The organism is Lentzea albidocapillata (assembly GCF_000719115.1).
GTDB classification, from domain to species: Bacteria; Actinomycetota; Actinomycetes; order Mycobacteriales; family Pseudonocardiaceae; genus Lentzea; species Lentzea albidocapillata.
Window position 1 is genome coordinate 230,414 of record NZ_JOEA01000009.1, and the last position, 18,532, is coordinate 248,945.

Genomic DNA, 18,532 nt, shown 5'->3' on the forward strand with positions numbered 1-18,532 from the left:
GAAAGATAGAACCGGCGTGCCGCCTTACGGCCAGGGAAGTGCTGTCCCGGGGCAGATGCTCCACAGGGCGGTCGGCGGCGACTGTGGAAGCACACCGAATCCATCCTCAGAGAGGACAGGCCGCAGTCGTGTTCGTTGCCTGGAGAGACCTGAAGTTCGCCAAGGGACGTTTCGCCCTGATGGGGACCGTCGTCGTGCTGATCACCCTGCTGGTCGGCCTGCTGTCCGGACTGACCGCCGGGCTGGGCCGGCAGAACGTCTCCGCGATCACCGGACTGCCCGCCGACCGGATCGCCTTCGCCGCGCCCGGTGGCGGTCAGGACCTGTCGTACGCCAACTCGACCGTCAGTGAGACGCAGTGGCAGCGGTGGGCCGCGACTCCCGGCGTCACCGGCGCCGAACCGCTGGGCATCACCACCACCAAGGCCGGTGCCGGTGACCGAAGCACCGGGGTCTCCGTTTTCGGCGTCCTGCCCGGATCCACCCTGGCACCGGACAGCGGCGAACTCGACGAGCGCTCGGTGGTGCTGTCCACCACCGCCGCCGAGGAGCTGGGAGTACTGCCCGGCGACAGCCTCACCCTCGCGGGGCTCCAGCTGACGGTGGCCGCCGTGGCAGGCGACGCCTTCTTCAGCCACACCCCGGTCATCTGGACCAGCCTCGACGTCTGGAGGAAGACCGCGCCCCCCAATGACATCGGCGACAGTCCGGTGGCGACGGTGATCGCCCTGACCACCACCTCCGACGTCGACGTCGCGGCCACGGATCAGGTCCTGGGCACGAAAACCGTCTCCACGGACGACTCGCTGTCCGCAATCGGCTCCTACACGTCCGAAAACGGTTCCCTGCAACTGATGCGCGGCTTCCTGTTCGCCATCTCCGCGCTGGTCATCGGCGCCTTCTTCACGGTCTGGACAATCCAGCGCAGTGGCGACATCGCCGTTCTCAAGGCTTTGGGGGCTACCACGGCCGGCCTGCTGAAGGACGCTCTGGGGCAAGCCGTCGTCCTGCTCGTCGGCGGCACGCTCGCCGGCACTGCCCTCGCCGCGACCCTGGGCGCCGTCGTCTCCGGCTCGGCCGTGCCCTTCGTCCTGACCCCTGCCACCGTGTTCGTCCCGGCCGCCGTGATGATCCTGCTCGGCGCACTGGGGGCTGCCCTGTCCGTCCGCCGCATCACCGCCGTCGACCCGCTGACCGCCTTGGGAAGTGCTCGATGAGCCTGAACCTGACCGGCGTCACCCTCACCTACCCCGACGGTGACTCCCGCCTGACGGCTCTCGACCGCGTCACCCTGGACGTCCCCCTGGGCAGCCTGACCGCCGTGATCGGCCCGTCCGGCTCCGGCAAGTCCAGCCTGCTGGCCGTCGCCGCCACCCTCATCACTCCCGACGCCGGCGTCGTCACCATCGACGGCATCACCACGACCGGCATGACCCGTGCCGAACTCACCGACCTGCGCCGCCACAAGATCGGCATCGTCTTTCAGCAACCCAGCCTGCTGCCATCCCTGACCGCGGTCGAACAGCTTCAGGTCATGGCCCAGATCGACGGCCGCTCTCCGGCCAAGGCCCGCGGCCGGGCGATGGAACTACTCGACGACGTCGGCCTCACCGCCGAGGCAGGACGCCGCCCCCACCAGCTCTCCGGCGGCCAGCGGCAGCGCGTCAACATCGCCCGCGCGCTGATGAACGACCCCACCGTCCTCCTGGTCGACGAACCCACCAGCGCCCTCGACCACGACCGCGGCGCCGCGATCATCGGCCTCATCACCCGCCTCACGCACCGGCAGGCGACCGCCACCGTCCTGGTCACTCACGACCGTGCCCACCTGACCTCGGTCGATCAGGTCGCCGAAGTCCACGACGGACACCTCCGGCTCCCGCTGAAGCCAACGCACTCGAACGGGTGATGCGCGCGGTGAAGGCGATCCGCGAATGGACGCCTCCCGGATTGGTTTATCCGATCGTTGTGTCCCGCTCGACGTGCTCCTGCGCGCTGCCGGGTAGCCCTACTCCCAGGTGGGGCGGCTCGAACGCGGCGGAGGTGCGGGGATGCGGAACGAGCAGGTGCGTCGGACGGCGATGGCGTTGATCGCGGTGATGGCGGCGATCGTGATCGCCGTCGCTCTGGTGGCGGGCTGCTCACCCAGCGGAGGAGCGGAGGACCGTCCGTCGCCCGCGGCCGGTGTGGGGGACACGAAGCAGGTCGTGATCGAGTACGCCGACGGCAGCGCTGACACGGAGGCATCCGCATGAAGCTGTTGACCGCGCTCGTCGTCCTGCTGATGTTCGGACTCGCGTCTTGTGGAGATCCGCAGCGCGTGCTGCAGAGCGGCACGGTCGGTGCCAACGGCGAGGTAGGCCAGGTGCTGCTGCGCAACATCCACATGACGCCTCCGGGAGGAGACGGCTACGAGCCGGGCGACGACGCGGTCGTGCAGCTCTCCATCTTCAACCAGGCCAGGGAGACGGACACGTTGGTCGATGTGCGCAGCGACGCGGCCAAGGACATCGTGATGCGCTGGGACGAGCAGTGTGACGGTCAGGCGGAACAGGTGGAACGCCTGCCGCTGCTGGCTGACGGAGGGGTCGCCCGGCTGAGCGGAGCCATGGGCGCCTACCACTTCGAGTTCGTGGATCTCACCCGCAAGCTGTGGGCAGGCAACGATGTCGCGGTCACGTTCGAGTTCGAGCGAGCCGGGAGCGTCACTCTCGACGTCCCGATCGAAGTCGAGACCGACGCGACCGGCCTTCGGCATCCGGAAAACTGTCCGGCCTCGAGTGAGGCGCCTTCCCGGATCACGCCGGCGACGGTGAAAGGTGAGGTTCGCTGATGCGTGCTCTCACTGTCATCCCGAAACGACCGGGCACCGTGGAGCTGACGGAGGTCCCTGACCCGAAACCCGCCGACGGCGAACTGCTGGTCCAGGGCCTGGCCGTCGGGGTGTGCGGGACGGACAAGGAGATCGTCCGCGGCGAGTACGGCTGGTCGCCGCCCGGACGCGAGCGCCTCGTCATCGGGCACGAGTCGCTGGGACGAGTGCACTCGGCGGGACCGGACTCCGGGTTCTCCGCAGGTGATCTCGTGGTGGGCGTCGTCCGTCGTCCCGACCCTGTCCCCTGTGGGGCATGCGCGCATGACGAGTTCGACATGTGCCGCAACGGCGAGTACACCGAACGCGGCATCAAGGAGATCGACGGGTATGCGAGCGAACTGTGGTCGGTGGAGGCCGGCTACGCGGTGACGATCGATCCCACGCTGGAACGGGTCGGCGTCCTCGTGGAGCCCACCAGCGTGGTGGCCAAGGCGTGGGAGCAAATTCGCCGGGTGGGGCAGCGGGCCTGGTTCGAACCGCACCGGGTGCTGGTAACCGGGGCGGGGCCGATCGGGTTGCTCGCCGCGCTGCTCGGGATCCAGCAGGGACTGGAGGTGCACGTTCTCGACCGCGTGACCGAGGGACCCAAGCCCGATCTGGTGCGCAGGCTGGGAGCGACCTACCACCACGAGGACGCCGCGGCGGTGGCCGCGCGACTCCGGCCGGACGTGGTGATCGAGGCGACCGGCGCCGGTGGTGTCGTCTTCGACGTCCTCGCCAACACCGCGGCGTACGGGATCGTGTGCCTCACCGGGGTTTCGTCCGGCGGACGGCCGCTGAGGCTGGACGCCGCGGCTCTGAACCGCGACCTCGTCCTCGAGAACGACGCCGTGCTCGGGTCCGTCAACGCCAACCTGCGTCACTACCGGCAGGCCGCCGACGCGCTGGTGGCCGCTGACGAGTCCTGGCTGGACGCGCTGATCACCCGCAGGGTGCCGCTGTCGCGGTACGCCGAGGCGTTCGAGCCCACTCCTGACGACGTCAAGGTCGTCATCACCCTGGACGGGGAGAATTCGTGACACCCGCGCTGATCGAGGACTACGCGCTGCTCGGCGATCTGCAGACGGCGGCACTGGTCGACCGCCGGGGCAGCGTCGACTGGCTGTGCCTGCCCCGGTTCGACTCGCCCGCCTGCTTCGCGGCGTTGCTGCACAACGAGGAGGCGGGCCGGTGGCTGCTCGCGCCGGCGAACGGCGAGCCGTGCACCCGCCGCCGCTACCGGGGCGAGACGCTGGTGCTCGAGACCGAATGGGAGACCGCCGACGGGACCGCACGGGTCATCGACTTCATGCCACCACGAGGTGAGGCCGCCGACGTGGTGCGCATCGTGGAGGGCGTCTCCGGAGCGGTGCCGATGCGCCTGGACCTGAAGCTTCGGTTCGACTACGGCGACGTCGCGCCGTGGATCCGCTCCCACGACGGCCAGCTCGCCGCGATCGCCGGACCGGACGCGGTGTGGTTCCATTCGCCGGTCTCGCTGGACGAGAGGGGCACACACGCGGAGTTCACCGTCCGGGCGGGTCAGCGGATCCCGTTCGTGCTCACCTACGCGCCCTCGCACTGCCCGACGCCGAAACCCGTGGACGCCGAACAGGCACTGCGGGACACCGAGCGGTACTGGCGCGGCTGGATCAGCGGTTGCCGGTACGACGGACGGTGGGACGCGGAGGTGCGCCGGGCGCTGATCCTGCTCAAGGCCCTGACCTACGCGCCGACAGGAGGCATCGTCGCCGCGGCCACCACCTCGCTGCCCGAAGAGCTCGGCGGCACGCGCAACTGGGACTACCGCTACTGCTGGCTGCGCGACGCGACGTTCACCCTGCAGGCACTGCTCGGCACCGGTTTCGTCGACGAGGCCCGTGCGTGGCGGGAATGGCTCGTGCGAGCGGTCGCCGGCGACCCGGCCAAGCTGCAGATCATGTACGGCGTCGACGGCGCCCGGCGGCTGCCGGAACAGGTCCTGCCCTGGTTGTCAGGCTACGAGGGCGCGGCGCCGGTGCGGATCGGCAACGCCGCCGCGGACCAGTTCCAGCTCGACGTGTGGGGTGAGGTCCTGGACGGTCTGCACCTCGCCAGGCAGGCGGGGATCCAGGTCACGGACACCGCCTGGGACGTCCAGCGAGCGCTGCTGGACTACCTGGAGGGGCACTGGGCCGAACCGGACAACAGCCTGTGGGAGGTCCGCGGTCCGCGCCGCCATTTCGTGCACTCCAAGGTCATGGCGTGGGCGGGACTCGACCGAGCCGTGCACACAGTGCAACACCACGGCCTGGAGGGGCCTGTCGACCGCTGGCGGAACGTGCGCGACACCATTCACCGCGAGGTGTGCGAGCGCGGATACGACGCGGAACAGGGCACGTTCACCCAGTTCTACGGCTCGCAGGCGGTCGATGCGGCGCTGTTGCTCCTGCCCCGCGTCGGGTTCCTGCCGTGGAACGACGCCCGCGTCCGAGGCACCGTCGACGCGGTGCAGAAGCAACTGTGCGAGGACGGTCTTGTCCTGCGGTACCGCGTCGAGGCCGAGGGACGTGTCGACGGTCTGCCCGGCTCCGAGGGCGTGTTCCTGGCGTGCAGCTTCTGGCTCGCCGACGCGCTGTGGGGCCTCGGGCGCGCGGAGGAGGCAGAGGCACTGTTTCGCAGGCTGCTCGACCTGCGCAACGACGTCGGCATGCTCAGCGAGGAGTACGACGTCATCACCGGGCGGCATCTCGGTAACACCCCGCAGGCGTTCAGCCTGGTGGGGCTCGTCAACACCGCTCGCAGCCTGTCCGGGAAGCCGACGGAGACCCAGGCGTCGTGAGCGCGTGCGGATTCCTTCGATCAGGTGAAGCTGTTCATGGCCGGTGTTCGCGTCGGCGGCTCACGGCCTCGGACACGCTGTCCGCGACGGCCAGGTGATCCCACAAGCCGCTGATCTCGACGATTCGTCTCGCGACCGTGCCCGGCGGCGCGGCTATCACCAGCGTCAGATCACGCGCGCGGCAGTCCTCGGTGACGGCGAGCAGCTCGTTCAACCCGGTGGAGCCGATGAACGTCACGTCGGTCAGATCGACGACAACCAGTGCCGAGGCGCTTTCGATCGCTTTCGCCGCGGCATCGTCGAGCAGTCGTACCGTGTCGCCATCGATCTCACCGGCTGCCCTCAGGATCAGATTGCCGTCCACGGCTTCTCTGTCGACGACGAACAGCGGGTTGGATGTCATGGCTCCGCCTGTCTGCTCTGCGGACTCTGGACGGAGACGACCATATCGCTCAACCGTGGTGCCTGCATCCGCGTCGTGGTGGCGCGGAGGCTCAGGTCAGGCGTGGCTCAACGGTTCTTGCGTGCCACGCCGGCGAACGTGGACGTCCGCTTCGCGTCCTTGATCTCGTCGCCGTGGTCCGGCTTCCATTCAGGCAGGTAGACCACGCCCGGATCGATCAGTTCCAGGCCGTCGAACAGGTTGGTGATCTCGGCGCGGGTGCGCATCGAGAAATCGGTGACGCTGCGCCGGAACTGCTGGGTCGCTTCCTCCGCCTTCTCCGGCTCCGACCCCTCCAGGCTCGCGTGGGAGATGGCCAGACAACTGCCGGGCACCGTCGCGCCCATGTACTCCCGGATGATCGCGCCCGGGTCGTCGGCGTCCGGCACGAAGTGCAGCACCGCGAACATCAGCACCGCGATCGGCTGCGAGAAGTCGAGCAGCCGCTGGGTTTCCGGGTCGGAGAGAATCTTGTGCGGATCACGGAGATCGCCCTGGATGGCGGTGGCCTTGTCGATGCCGCTGAGGATCATGCGGCTGTGCGAGACCGCGATCGGGTCGGCGTCGACGTACAGGATCCGGCAGTCCGGGTTCGCCTTCCAGGCGATCTCGTGCACGTTGCCGACCGTGGGGATGCCGGAGCCGAGATCGAGGAACTGCGTGATGCCCTGGCCGACGAGATGGCGGACCGCACGGCGCAGGAACGATCGGTTGGCGCGCAGGATGTCCGGTAACTCCGGCATGAACGAAGCGATCTTCGCGGCAGCGTCCCGGTCGACCTGGAAGTTGTGGAACCCGCCCAGGTGCGCGTCATAGATCCGGGCCGCACTCGGCTTGTTCACGTCGACTTCCGGACCCGCCCACGCCGGTCGTTCCATGCTGACCATCCTCGTTCCCGACCGGCAGCCGTGACTGATCTGACAACAGTCTAGGGCCTGTATCGAAGTCTGATCCGCGATAGCCGGGCCCGAGGCGGCCCCTGGCGGCACGGCCGGACGGCCCACATACAACACCGGTATGCGGGCCGTCCGGCCGCACCACCAGAAACCACCTCAAGCGCGACTCTCATCGAACCAGACTTCGATACAGACCCTAGCCCTACCGGGGCAGGACAACTGTGAGGAACTTCCTCCCGAAACAGGTTTATCCGCTGCAATGAAACCCGCACGGCCAGGCCGCAGGTAGCGTCAGCCGAGCCGTGCCAAGCGGATTCCGTGCATGCCATGCGGAGGCACCCACATGACGACCGTCGAGGAAGACTCCAGGTCCATGGTGCTGGACCTGCTCATCGAGCCCGGCATCGTGATGTCGGCGTTGCGTGGACAGCTCACCTCGAGACTGCGGGATCTCGGCGAGGACCACCGCTACGACGTCCTGCTCGTGGTGACCGAGCTCGTGTCGAACGTCCTGGACCACACAGCGGGTACCGGCAGGCTCCGCGTCCTCCGCGCCAACGCGAAGTGTGAGATCACGGTCGAGGTGGACGACACCTCGGAGTCGCAACCCATGTACGGACGATCGCGACTGGGCGAGACACGAGGCCGCGGGATCGTAGTGGTCGACAACCTCTCACTCGAGTGGGGCACACACCCCTTGCCCGGCGGTGGCAAGACCGTGTTCGCGTCGGTCCGCTGTGGCACGGACGAGACCGCGGCCACGTCGTGCGGCGCTGCGGAATGACCTGCGTCAGCCGGCCTCTGAACCGCAGATGATGGTCAGCACGCAGACGTCGTCGTCCTGCTCCTCCCGGACGAGCTGCGCCACGAGGTCAGCGGGCAGGTCACCGGCGGACGCCGGCATCCGGGCCGCCAGGATCCCGCAGAGCCGGCCGGTCATGATCTCGAAGTCGGTGCTGCGCCGCTCGACGAGGCCGTCGGTGTACCAGACCAGCACGTCGTCGGGCTCGAGCCGGAGCGACGCCTCCGGGTAGTCCTCGGCGCGTTCGATCGCGCCGAGTGCCGGTCCGTGGCGATCGTCCAGGCGGGACGCGTGGCTTCGCCTGCACAGCACGGGTTTCGGATGTCCGGCGTTGCTGTAGGTGAGCACCCTGTCCGCGGTGCGGTACGTGCCGAACAGCATCGTCGTCATGACGAGTTCCGGTTCGTTCAGCATGAGCCGGTTGAGCCTGCGCAGCACCGAGCCGGGTGAGGGGTCCTCCACGGCATAGGCGCGAACGGCGGCGCGGACCTGGGCCATGGTGGTCGCCGCTCCGACGTCGTGGCCGGCCACGTCCCCGATGGTGAACCCGAACAACCCGTCGCCGATCGCGAAGCAGTCGTAGAAGTCGCCGCCGATGCCCGCGGGGTTGTTGGCCGGCTCGTACGCCACGCCCACGTTCAGCCCCGTGATCGTCGGGATGGACGCGGGCAACAGGGCACGCTGGAGGCGTACGAGCGCGTCGCGATCGACGCGTTGCGCGGACTTCGCCGCTTCGGCGTCGGCGCGAGCCACCCGTGCCGCGTTCTCCGCTGTTCGCTGCGCTGTCTTGTCGACCGCGGTGCCACGCAACGCCACTACGGCACCTGTGTCGTCCTTGACCGGTTCACCCGCGCTCAGCACGGTGATGGTGGTGCCGTCGGGGCGGATCATCCGGGATTCGGCTCGCGAGGCGCGGCCTTCCGAGAGCGCTTCGTAGTACCGCCGGGCGATGGTGAGATCGTCGGGGTGCACCAGTGCGAGGGCATCTCTCAGGCTGGTGGGAACGTGATCCATCCCCGCGATCCGGCACATCTGCCGGGACCACCACACCATGCCCGACCGCAGGTCGATCTCCCACGACCCGAGCCCGCCGATGCGCTGTGCCTGTTCGAGCTGGTCAGCCAGGTCGGCCTGCACCCGCAGGTACTGCTGCTCCGCCAGCAGAGCGGCGATCTTCCGCTGTTGCGTGACGTCCTGGACGGTGACGGCGACACCGACGACGGCTCCGGCCGGATCTCGCAGTGGAAACCGGTTGACCATCAGCTGGATCTCGTCGCCCGTGGTGGACAGGTCGAGGTCGGCGTCGTGGTCCACCTCGCCGGTGTCGAACACGCGTTGCAGACGGTCCTGGACCGCCACGACGTAGTCGACCGTGTGCACCTCGGCGATGGACTTGCCGAGCAGGTGACTCACCGGCAGGCCGTGCAGGGCGGCGAGGTAGCTGTTGACGTACAGGTAGCGCATCGTGTCGTCGAACACCGCGAACCCCAGCGGCGCGTCGTCGAGCACAGGGCCGAGCAGAGCCATGAGAAGCCGAAGCCCGCGCTCGTCGTCCGGACGAAGCGTGACCTCGTCCTCGCCCGTGCGATCATCGGAGACGGCGGCGTTCACATACGCAGCCAACCACATCAGATCGTCCTGCGGCGGACTGCACCTGGTGGGCGTCGCGCTCGAACGGGGCGCGGGTGCCGAGTGGCGCCGGCGTGTCCAGCGGCTCGGGTTCGTCCTGTGTGGACATGCCGCAGGCGGCGATCAGGAGCCACGGGGACGTGCCGGTCAGCAGCCCTTGAAGTGCTGATCAGCGGACCAGCCGGTGTTCGCCCAGGTGTGGGGGTCGGCCGGGGTGAAACCGGGGTGGAGGTTGGCCAGTTCGGTCAGCAGCCATGCGGTGAAGCGTGCGGCTCCCTGCGGACAGGTGTGGATGCCGTCCGCGCTGCGGTCCGGCTTGCCGTCCCTGGTCTGCTGGTAGGTGCTGCCCCACACCGTGCCCGCGTCGAGCAGCGTCGCCTGGCCGGAGGATGCTTCGGCGACCTCTCGCGCGACCTGGGGTGCGCGCTCGAGCTCGGCCATGTGCGGCTGGTAGAAGTCGTCGGGCCGGATCGGCGGCGCAGTGACGAACACCAGCTTCGCGCCGGTTCCGGCCACCGTCTGAAGCAGTTTCTCGTAACCTGCCCGCTGTTCCTGGTCGCTGCCCCAGTCGTACGTCGTGAGCTGGTAGATCACCACCGGGGACTTGGCGGAGGTGAGCTGCCCGGGCAGCTTCTGCCAGTTCTTGTCGGAGAACGGCCCGACGACGTTGCCACCGCCTTCGGCGGCGATCGACTGGAAGTCGACGCCACTCGCTTTGAACGCGGCGGTCAGCGGCAACGCCTCTCCGACGGCGATGGAGTCACCGACGAAGAGCACTTTGGACAGTGCCTGCCCGGCGGGCGCGTCGGTTGCCGGCGACTGACCGGTGCAGGCGGTGGTGAGCAGGAGCAGGGTGGTCAGGCCGAACGCGATGCGTCGTGACTTGGTCATGGGCTCGACGGTGCCACCGGCGTGTCCCAGGGGATCCGCCGCTTTGTCGCGTTTGTGTCGCAGGCGAGCGCTGTCACCGGCCATCCGGAGCAGGTGGTGTCCATACTCGACGGCGTGGCGGCGATTCTGCTCATCGAGGATGATCCACTGGTCCGGCGGGGGCTCGAGCTCGCGCTGAGCAGACACGGTCACGACGTGCGCACCGCGGACACGGGGGAGGACGGGCTGCGCGAGTTCCGATCGTCCACTCCGGACCTGGTGGTGCTCGATCTGATGCTGCCGGGCATCGACGGCTTCGAGGTGTGCCGTCGCATCCGGGCGCAGGGCGAGGTGCCCGTGATCATGCTGACCGCGCGGGGCGACGACTTCGACGTGGTCAGCGGGCTGGCGGCGGGTGCGGACGACTACGTGGTCAAACCTGTGCAGCCCACGGTTCTCGACGCGCGGATCCGGGCGGTGCTGCGGCGCAGCACGAACATCGCCGAAGGCGTCCGGGTGCTCGGTGACCTGCGAATCGACACCGCGGCGTTGACCGTCGAGGTGCGCGGTGCGCCCGTGGCACTGACACCGAGCGAGCTGAGGTTGCTGCTGACCCTGTCCGGCGCTCCGGGCAGGGTGTTCAGCAGGCAGCAGTTGCTGCAGGAGGTGTGGGAGCACGACTACCTCGGCGACTCCCGGCTGGTCGACAACTGCGTGCAGCGGTTGCGGGCGAAGATCGAGGCCAGTCCTGGCACTCCGGAGCACGTGCAGACCGTGCGCGGGTTCGGCTACCGGTTCGGGCCGGTATGAGCCCGCGTGGGCTGCGGCCACGGTTGCTGGTGGCGTTCGTGCTGGTCACCGTGCTCGGCGCGGCGGCGGTCGCCTGGTCCGGGGCGGGGTCGGCGAGCACCGCCCTCGTGACGTCGGCACAGCAGAGGCTCACCGAAACGGTCGCCGCCCAGATCGCGGCGGTCGCACCGGAGCTGGCCACTCCTCCCGATCAGAGCGCGCTCGAGCGTCTGCGAGCGGCGGTCGGCAATAACACGCTGGTGGTCTACCAGGACATGCAATCCGCGGACGGTTCGGTCTCCGCGCTTGTCACCGACGCGCTGCGAAGCGCCGTGCGCGACCAGAAGCGGTTGGTGGCACAACGGATCACGGCGGAGGGAAAGCCCTGGCTGCTGCTCGGCACTCCCGTCATGATCACCGCGCTGGACGGTGCCCGGACCCCGTCCGGGATCGAGGTGTACGCCGCGCGGGACCTCACCGCCGTCGAGCAGGAGATCGACGACATGACGGGCTCCGCGATCCTCACCGCCGCGCTGGCGCTGCCGCTGGCGGTGGTGCTCGCGCTGCTCGCGGCGCGCAGCGTGCTGCGCCCGGTACGGGATCTCCGTGACACCGCGCGCCGGCTGGCGGCGGGGGACCTCGACGCGCGCTCGCAGCCGCAGGGTGCCGACGAGCTCGCCGACCTCACCGTCACGATCAACGAGATGGCCCGGTCGGTGCAGACGTCCATGGCCGCGATGCGGCGGATGCAGGCCGACGCCAGGAGATTCGCCGCCGACGTGTCGCACGAGCTGCGCACACCGCTGAGCACGTTGACAGCGGTGGTGGAAGTGCTGGCGATGACGGCCGACGGCATGGAGCCCGACGCCAGGGAGTCGGCGGAACTGGCGATCACCGAGACCAGGAGGCTGGTTCGGCTGGTGGAGGACCTGATGGAGGTCTCGCGGTTCGACGCGGGCACCGCCCAGTCGCGCATGGAGGAGGTCGACGTGACCCGTGCGGTGCACGACTGCCTGCGCGCCCGCAACTGGCTGGGCGTGGTCGGGCTGGTGGCCCCCGGCGCGGTGTCCGCGCGGCTGGACCGGCGCAGACTGGACGTCATCGTGGCCAACCTGGTCGGCAACGCCCTGCGGCACGGCGCACCACCCGTGCGCGTGGACGTGTCGGCCTCCGGTGAGCAGGTGCGGGTCGCGGTCACGGACAACGGACCGGGTCTGCCGGAACACGTGCTGCCGCACGTGTTCGACCGTTTCTACAAGGCTGACGCCGCGCGCACCCGCACCCCTGGCAGCGGTCTCGGCCTGGCGATCGCGCTGGAGAACGCCCGTCTGCACGGCGGCACGCTCACGGCGGAGAACATCGACGGTGGCGGGGCGCGGTTCGTCCTGCTGCTGCCACGGGACGCGGAGGTCCGGTGAGGCGAATCTGGCCCGTGGTGGCGCTGCTGGTCGCGGGGTGCGGAGTGCAGCCGTCCGGAGTGGACGACGGCGGCGAGGCACCCACCGGTGTGGCACCGGGAGTCACGCTCTACTTCGTCGACGCGCGCGGTGAGCTCCAGCCGCAGCTGCGTAAAACGGGCCGGCTCGGCACCGTTTCCGAGGCCCTGAACCTGTTACTGCTCGGACCTGGCGGTTCGGACCTGCGTACGGAGATCGCACCTGTCTCGACGCCACGGGTGGTGGTGACCACCGCGCCGGACGTGATCCGGTTGATGGTGCCGTTGGCGGCCGACGAGGTGACACCGCGGGGAATCGGCCAGATCGTGTGCACGACGCTGGGAGTCCACGTGCAGAGCGGGGGAGCGCGGGACATGAAGGTGCAGATCCGCTTCACCCAGGCCACCCCCGAGTCCGATGTGGAGCGGACCTGTCCGTTGATCAGGTGATCCGGGTGATGTCGATCGAGGGTGCGGCCGGAACGGGCATCAGCAGCCACAACATCGCGAGAGCGATCATCACCGCCGTGAACGCGATCACGCCGCGACGTCCCCGTGCCCACGTGGCGCGGAACCGGATCGGGTCCTCGACCAGGTACTTCGACATCGCGGCCAGCCCGACCGACACCGCGCAGGCCGTCACGGTCCAGACCCAGCCGCGCTCCGGCGGGAACAGCACGAACACCGGCCAGTGCCACAGGTACAGGCTGTAGGAGATCTGCCCGAGCCACTGCAACGGTTGCCAGGCAAGGGCTTTCGCGACCAGTGCTCCCGGAGCCTGCGCGCACAGCGCGACCAGCAGCGCGGCGGCCAGCGAGTGCGCGAAGAGCCCGCCCGTGAACAGCCACACCGAGCCGGCGCCGTCCGCGAGCACCCACGCCGTCCCGGTTCCCAGTGCCAGCAGCACCAGCACGGCACCAGCCCACCGGCCGATGGCGCCGGCGAGCGCGTCCCGCACCGGCCGCGTGGCGGCCGCGGCACCGAGCAGCAGCGAGAACGCCCTGGTGTCGGTCCCGGTGTACACCCTGGTGGTGTCCGCCGTGTCGAGCAGCAGGACCATCAATCCCAGTGACAGCACGGACACGAGAGCCGCGCTGATCGCCACGCGGTGCTCCACCCGCCGCCCCCACCGGGCCAGGACCACCAGGACCAGCGGCCACACCAGGTAGAACTGCTCTTCGACCGCGATGCTCCACAGGTGCTCGAACACCCGGTCGGTGCCGAACCGGTCCCAGTAGCCGGCCGACTCGGCGAGCAGGTGCCAGTTGACCAGGTTCAGCTGCACCCACGGGCCGTCCCGGAGCGTCGTGCGCACCACGTCGTCCGGCGCGATCGCCCAGACCACGACGGTGACAACGGCGAGCATCGTCACGAGAGCGGGCAGCAGGCGGCGGATCCGCCTGCCCCAGAAGGCCACCAACGACACGGTGCCGCTCGTGCCGATCTCCCGCAGCAGCAGGTCCGTGATGAGGTACCCGGACAGCGCGAAGAAGAGATCCACGCCGAGAAACCCGCCCGGCACGAGGTTGCCGGCATGGAACAACACCACTCCGGCGATCGCGACCCCGCGCAACCCGTCCAAGGCCGGCAGATGAGGTCTGCGCTCGGTGGTGGGCCGGGAGGTCCTGGTGGACCGGGGTTCCGTCATGGCGCCGACTGTGCTGCCGCCATGTCGGGATGCCGTCGGCGTGGCGTCGCAATCGTGTCGCGCTTCTAAAACCAACTTGAGTTGACCAAATCAGGGAAGTGGTTCTAAAGTCAGCTCAACTTGTTTTTAGAAGGGAAGGTCATGGCTACCGAGGTCTCCCACGGTCGGTCCGCGTCCGGTGTTCTGCGCGCTGACCCGGCCTATCAGGCGTTCGTGCTGTTGCGGACGGTGTTCACCATCGCGCCGGTGTTGTTCGGCCTCGACAAGTTCACGAACCTGCTCGTCGACTGGCCGCCGTACCTCGCGGCGTGGATCGACGGGTTGGTGCCGGGCACGGCCCAGCAGGCGATGTACGCCGTCGGAGTGATCGAGATCGTCGCGGGTCTGGTGGTCGCCGTCGCGCCGCGGTTCGGTGGCCTGCTGGTCGCCGCGTGGCTGGCCGGGATCATCGTCAACCTCGTGACCGGTCCCGGTTTCTTCGACGTCGCACTGCGCGACTTCGGCCTGCTCGTGGCGGCGCTCGCGCTCGCTCGACTCGCGGTGTGGTCCCGGCGTGACCGGCAGGGGAGCACCGCATGACCGATCTCGTCGTCGTCGGCGCCGGTCTTGCCGCGGCGAATGCGGTGCAGACGCTCCGGGAGGAGGGCTTCGGCGGACGGGTCGTGATGCTCGGCGACGAACATGAGCGGCCTTACGATCGTCCGCCGCTGTCGAAGGACTACCTGCTCGGAACGCGGGAACGCGCCGGGGTGTACCTGCACGAAGAGCATTGGTACGAGGCCAACTCGGTCGAACTGAGGCTCGGTAGTCCGGTGACAGGCCTGGACCGTGCGGCTCGTGAGGTCGAGATCGGCGGCGGCGAGCGGATTCGCTACACGAAACTGCTGCTCGCCACGGGTTCGCGTCCACGGCGCCTGCGCGTGCCCGGTGCCGATCTCGCCGGCGTGCACCACCTTCGCCGGATCGACCAGGCGGATCGGCTGCGCGAGGCGCTGCACGCCGGTGGCCGGGTGGTCGTCGCAGGCGCGGGGTGGATCGGCCTGGAGATCGCCGCGGCCGCTCGAAGCCGTGGTTGCCCGGTCACGGTGGTCGAGCCCGCGCCGACGCCGTTGCACGCCGCGCTGGGCCCACGGATCGGAGGGTTCTTCGCCGGCCTGCACCGCGGCAACGGCGTCGACTTCCGCTTCGGCACCCAGGTCGCCGAACTGCGGGGGAGTGACCGGGTCACGGCGGTGGTCACGTCGGACGGCCAGGAGATCCCCGCTGACATCGTGGTGGCCGGCATCGGTGCCCACCCGAACATCTCGCTGGCCGAACAGGCAGGCCTCACCATCGATGCCGGTGGAATTCTGGTCGACGCGTCCCTGCGCACCGACGATCCGGACATCTACGCGGCGGGTGACATCGCCGCCATCCCGAGCGCCAGGTACGGCATGCGGTTGCGGGTCGAGCACTGGGCCACCGCGGTGGAGAGCGGCAAGGCCGCGGCAAGGGCGATGCTCGGACACGAGGTCGTCTACGACGAACTGCCGTATTTCTTCACGGACCAGTACGACGTCGGAATGGAGTTCACCGGCTACGTGTCTCCTGGTGGTCACGATCAGGTCGTCACCAGGGGAGATGTGGACGGCAAGGCGTTCCACGCCTTCTGGCTCGCGGACGGCGAGGTGGTGGCGGGAATGCACGTCAACTGCTGGGAAGAGGGGCTCGGCGGCGTGCGCGACCTGATCCAGACCCGGCGGCAGGTCGACGTTCGACATCTGTCCGACGCTGCGGTCTGAGCACTCCGCGGATCAGACGGCCAATCCGGATCGCTTCCCGTCGCGAATGGAGAGTGACAGACCATTCGCTCTGCGTGGAGGTTCAGGTGAAGCGTCACATCCGAAATCTGATCGCCCCGGTCGCCGTGTCTGCGTTCCTGTTCGCCGGGTTCGCGCCCGCGGCGCAAGCCGATGACCACAGCTCGCACGGTTCAGGCGTGAACATCGGCATCGGACTTGGTCTCGACCTTGACCTGGGGCTCGGCTCTGTCCATCGCAGCGCCCGGCTCACCGGCGCCGCCGAGGTGCCCGGACCGGGTGATCCCGACGGTCGTGGCCACGCAAGCGTCCGCGTCAAGCGGGACCACGTATGCGCCACCCTCGTGGTCAAGCGCATCCAGGCCGCGTCCGCCGCGCACATCCACCGCGGCGCGGCCGGCACCGCCGGGCCTGTGGTGGTGCATCTCGCAGCACCGGCTGATGGTTCCAGTTCCAGCTGTTCGCAGGTCGGCCGGACGCTCGCACAGGAGATCGCCCGCCATCCGGAGCGCTTCTACGTCAACGTGCACAACCCGGATCACCCGGCAGGCGCGGTGCGCGGCCAGCTCCACCGCTAGGCGATCCGGCTCTGGAGCGGGACGGTGACCAGCCGTCCCACTCCAGTACCGGTACCCGAGTTCGACTTCGGACGAAAGTCGGTGCGTTCGTGCCCGGCATCGACGGCGGGGACGCCGGGCACGAACGCGGTCATGGGTGGCGGCGGCCTTGGTCGATCCGGCGGCGCCGCGCCACCCATGCCCATCCGGCCACCGCGGCGAACACCAGCGCGGCGGACGGCAGTCCTACTGCCAGCATGAACAAACCGAGAGGAGCGGCCACGGCGGCCGTGGTCGCGTAGACGTACCGGCGACGGTCGCGCGCCAGGCGTCGTTCGGCGGCATCGAGGGAAAGAGCGAGGATCGGATCCTCGTCCCAGAACCGGCGCTCGATCTCGTACAGCGCCTCGCGTTCGCGATCACTGAGCACGACGCACCTCCCGCGGATCACGGCAGGACCCGCCCTCATATCGTATCACGATACAAAGTCGTCGGGCGGGTCGGAGGGCCGCGGACCTGAAAGGCGTGGTGTCATGAGTTCATGACGACGGAGGGCGAGCCGCTGACCAAGCGGGACTTCGAGGCGCTGGCGCGGTTCCGGTTCGGGATCCGCAGCTACCTCCGGTTCAGCGAGGAGACCGTGCGCGGCCACGGGCTCACCCCGCAGCAGTACCAGCTGTTGCTGGCGCTCAAGGGTTTCCCGGATCGGGACTGGGCCAGCGTGCGCGAGCTCGCCGACCGGCTGCAGCTGCGCCACAACAGCGTGGTGGAGCTGGTCAACAGGGCGCAGGGGGAAGGCCTCGTGACACGGGCGGCGCATCCGACCGACGCACGGGCCGTGCGGGTGCTGTTGACCAAACTGGGGGAGAAGGTGCTCGCGCAGCTGAGCACGCTGCATCGTGATGAACTCCGTCGGATGGGATCGGCGCTCACGCCGCCCGTCTGACCCGTGTTCCCGCCGCCGTACCGCGCGGACATCCTTTGTGTGGCAACGTTTTCTGGATCAGTCATTCCCGACATATCGTGATACGATACTAGTCTGCGAGACATCGGGAGGACGACATGAACGCGATCTCCGTGCTGCTGCTCACCGGCGCCGGTATCGGCCTGTTCGGGCTGATGTCGAGCGTCCGGGTCATCACCCAGTACGAGCGAGGCGTCATCTTCCGGTTCGGCCGCGTGCGCTCCGGGGTTCGCGGCCCGGGACTCGCGTTGCTCCTGCCGCTCGCCGACCGTCTGCGCAAGGTCAGCATGCAGATCATCACCATGCCGGTCCCGGCGCAGGACGGCATCACCCGCGACAACGTGACCGTGCGCGTCGACGCCGTGGTGTTCTACAAGGTCGACGACCCGGTCCGCGCGATCGTGGACGTGGAGGACTACCACGCTGCTGTCGGCCAGGTCGCGCAGACGTCGCTGCGCTCGATCATCGGCAAGAGCGACCTGGACGACCTGCTGTCGAACCGGGAACGGCTCAATCAGGGGCTGGAACTGATGATCGACAGCCCGGCTCTCGGCTGGGGCGTGCAGATCGACCGCGTGGAGATCAAGGACGTGGTCCTGCCGGAGTCCATGAAGCGGTCGATGTCGCGGCAGGCGGAGGCCGAACGCGAGCGGCGAGCCCGCGTCATCACCGCCGACGGCGAGCTGCAGGCCTCGGCGAAGCTCGCCAGCGCCGCCGAGACCATGGCCGAGCACCCGGCCGCGCTGCAGTTGCGGCTGCTGCAGACCGTGGTCGAGGTGGCCGCGGAGAAGAACTCCACGCTGGTGTTGCCGTTCCCCGTCGAGCTGCTCCGCTTCCTGGAGCGGGCGACCCCGCCGGAAGCCTCGAACGCGCCCTCGGCGCACAACGGCCGGACGATTCCCCGTCCGGCGCCTGCTCCCGGCATCCTCGACGTCGACCCGGTGCCACCTACCGTCGAACGCGCCACCTGTTGATCCGCGCAACCATCCACTTCGGACCGTCGCGAGACGGCCACGACCTGGGCCA

Annotated in this window: 21 protein-coding genes; 15 read left to right on the forward strand and 6 right to left on the reverse strand. The window is 69.0% G+C overall.

Translation table 11 applies throughout. The features are described 5' to 3' along the window. Positions 1-128: 128 nt before the first annotated feature. The 6 genes from IG04_RS0115140 (at position 129) to IG04_RS0115165 (ending at position 5,675) form a co-directional block, all read left to right on the forward strand. Positions 129-1,217 (forward strand): ABC transporter permease, encoded by a 1,089-nt coding sequence (locus IG04_RS0115140; protein WP_030477279.1) that lies wholly within the window; start codon positions 129-131, stop codon positions 1,215-1,217. Beyond that, positions 1,214-1,909: an ABC transporter ATP-binding protein gene (locus IG04_RS0115145; protein ID WP_030477280.1), complete on the forward strand. Its 696-nt coding sequence runs from the start codon at positions 1,214-1,216 to the stop codon at positions 1,907-1,909. The genes IG04_RS0115140 and IG04_RS0115145 overlap by 4 nt, the downstream gene beginning before the upstream one ends. Positions 1,910-2,051: 142 nt before the next feature. Continuing rightward, positions 2,052-2,255 carry a hypothetical protein gene (locus IG04_RS0115150; protein WP_030477281.1) on the forward strand — a complete coding sequence of 68 codons (204 nt, stop codon included), beginning with the start codon at positions 2,052-2,054 and terminating at the stop codon, positions 2,253-2,255. Continuing rightward, positions 2,252-2,833, forward strand: coding sequence for a copper chaperone PCu(A)C (locus IG04_RS43980; protein WP_051769941.1), 582 nt, complete (start codon positions 2,252-2,254; stop codon positions 2,831-2,833). The genes IG04_RS0115150 and IG04_RS43980 overlap by 4 nt, the downstream gene beginning before the upstream one ends. Further along, positions 2,833-3,894, forward strand: coding sequence for a glucose 1-dehydrogenase (locus tag IG04_RS0115160; RefSeq protein WP_030477283.1), 1,062 nt, complete (start codon positions 2,833-2,835; stop codon positions 3,892-3,894). The genes IG04_RS43980 and IG04_RS0115160 overlap by 1 nt, the downstream gene beginning before the upstream one ends. Further along, a complete protein-coding gene (locus IG04_RS0115165) occupies positions 3,891-5,675 on the forward strand; it encodes a glycoside hydrolase family 15 protein (protein ID WP_030477284.1) in 1,785 nt (594 codons plus the stop codon). The genes IG04_RS0115160 and IG04_RS0115165 overlap by 4 nt, the downstream gene beginning before the upstream one ends. Positions 5,676-5,709: 34 nt before the next feature. Here the strand turns inward: IG04_RS0115165 and IG04_RS0115170 are convergent, their stop codons facing one another. Both IG04_RS0115170 and IG04_RS0115175 read right to left on the reverse strand, forming a co-directional pair. Next, positions 5,710-6,078, reverse strand: coding sequence for an STAS domain-containing protein (locus IG04_RS0115170; RefSeq protein ID WP_030477285.1), 369 nt, complete (start codon positions 6,076-6,078; stop codon positions 5,710-5,712). Between the two features lie 107 nt (positions 6,079-6,185). Then, positions 6,186-6,995 (reverse strand): SAM-dependent methyltransferase, encoded by an 810-nt coding sequence (locus IG04_RS0115175; protein ID WP_030477286.1) that lies wholly within the window; start codon positions 6,993-6,995, stop codon positions 6,186-6,188. Between the two features lie 361 nt (positions 6,996-7,356). Between IG04_RS0115175 and IG04_RS0115180 the strand changes: the two genes are divergently transcribed. Continuing rightward, positions 7,357-7,797, forward strand: a complete 441-nt coding sequence (locus IG04_RS0115180; RefSeq protein WP_051769943.1) for an ATP-binding protein — start codon at positions 7,357-7,359, stop codon at positions 7,795-7,797. Between the two features lie 6 nt (positions 7,798-7,803). Here the strand turns inward: IG04_RS0115180 and IG04_RS0115185 are convergent, their stop codons facing one another. Then, a complete protein-coding gene (locus tag IG04_RS0115185) occupies positions 7,804-9,444 on the reverse strand; it encodes a SpoIIE family protein phosphatase (RefSeq protein WP_084401245.1) in 1,641 nt (546 codons plus the stop codon). 147 nt (positions 9,445-9,591) lie between these two features. After that, positions 9,592-10,335 (reverse strand): SGNH/GDSL hydrolase family protein, encoded by a 744-nt coding sequence (locus IG04_RS0115190; RefSeq protein WP_030477289.1) that lies wholly within the window; start codon positions 10,333-10,335, stop codon positions 9,592-9,594. Between the two features lie 114 nt (positions 10,336-10,449). On the opposite strand from IG04_RS0115190, the gene IG04_RS0115195 reads away from it, so the two are divergent. From IG04_RS0115195 to IG04_RS0115205, 3 genes are read left to right on the forward strand one after another with little or no spacing between them, the layout of a single operon-like run. After that, on the forward strand, positions 10,450-11,124 hold the full coding sequence (locus IG04_RS0115195) for a response regulator transcription factor (RefSeq protein ID WP_030477290.1): 675 nt from the start codon (positions 10,450-10,452) through the stop codon (positions 11,122-11,124). Next, positions 11,121-12,521, forward strand: coding sequence for a sensor histidine kinase (locus tag IG04_RS0115200; RefSeq protein ID WP_030477291.1), 1,401 nt, complete (start codon positions 11,121-11,123; stop codon positions 12,519-12,521). The genes IG04_RS0115195 and IG04_RS0115200 overlap by 4 nt, the downstream gene beginning before the upstream one ends. After that, a complete protein-coding gene (locus IG04_RS0115205; protein ID WP_030477292.1) occupies positions 12,518-12,988 on the forward strand; it encodes a hypothetical protein in 471 nt (156 codons plus the stop codon). The genes IG04_RS0115200 and IG04_RS0115205 overlap by 4 nt, the downstream gene beginning before the upstream one ends. On the opposite strand, the gene IG04_RS0115210 is transcribed toward IG04_RS0115205, so the two are convergent. Continuing rightward, on the reverse strand, positions 12,981-14,186 hold the full coding sequence (locus IG04_RS0115210; RefSeq protein ID WP_030477293.1) for an acyltransferase family protein: 1,206 nt from the start codon (positions 14,184-14,186) through the stop codon (positions 12,981-12,983). The genes IG04_RS0115205 and IG04_RS0115210 overlap by 8 nt on opposite strands. 141 nt (positions 14,187-14,327) lie before the next feature. On the opposite strand from IG04_RS0115210, the gene IG04_RS0115215 reads away from it, so the two are divergent. From IG04_RS0115215 to IG04_RS43985, 3 genes are all read left to right on the forward strand, one after another. Further along, positions 14,328-14,765 carry a membrane protein gene (locus tag IG04_RS0115215; protein WP_030477294.1) on the forward strand — a complete coding sequence of 146 codons (438 nt, stop codon included), beginning with the start codon at positions 14,328-14,330 and terminating at the stop codon, positions 14,763-14,765. Beyond that, positions 14,762-15,967, forward strand: a complete 1,206-nt coding sequence (locus IG04_RS0115220) for an NAD(P)/FAD-dependent oxidoreductase (RefSeq protein WP_030477295.1) — start codon at positions 14,762-14,764, stop codon at positions 15,965-15,967. Before IG04_RS0115215 ends, IG04_RS0115220 begins: the two co-directional genes overlap by 4 nt. 86 nt (positions 15,968-16,053) lie before the next feature. Beyond that, positions 16,054-16,563 (forward strand): CHRD domain-containing protein, encoded by a 510-nt coding sequence (locus IG04_RS43985; RefSeq protein ID WP_159460464.1) that lies wholly within the window; start codon positions 16,054-16,056, stop codon positions 16,561-16,563. A gap of 130 nt (positions 16,564-16,693) precedes the next feature. Here IG04_RS43985 and IG04_RS0115235 read toward each other — a convergent pair whose 3' ends face one another. Next, the gene (locus IG04_RS0115235; RefSeq protein ID WP_030477297.1) at positions 16,694-16,972 is read right to left on the reverse strand and encodes a DUF3040 domain-containing protein; all 279 of its coding nucleotides are present in this window, start codon (positions 16,970-16,972) and stop codon (positions 16,694-16,696) included. A gap of 111 nt (positions 16,973-17,083) precedes the next feature. On the opposite strand from IG04_RS0115235, the gene IG04_RS0115240 reads away from it, so the two are divergent. Together IG04_RS0115240 and IG04_RS0115245 are read left to right on the forward strand one after the other, a co-directional pair. After that, the gene (locus tag IG04_RS0115240; RefSeq protein WP_030477298.1) at positions 17,084-17,488 is read left to right on the forward strand and encodes a MarR family winged helix-turn-helix transcriptional regulator; all 405 of its coding nucleotides are present in this window, start codon (positions 17,084-17,086) and stop codon (positions 17,486-17,488) included. A 116-nt stretch (positions 17,489-17,604) separates the two neighbouring features. Beyond that, positions 17,605-18,480, forward strand: a complete 876-nt coding sequence (locus IG04_RS0115245; protein ID WP_036014673.1) for a slipin family protein — start codon at positions 17,605-17,607, stop codon at positions 18,478-18,480. The last annotated feature ends 52 nt before the right edge of the window (positions 18,481-18,532 follow it).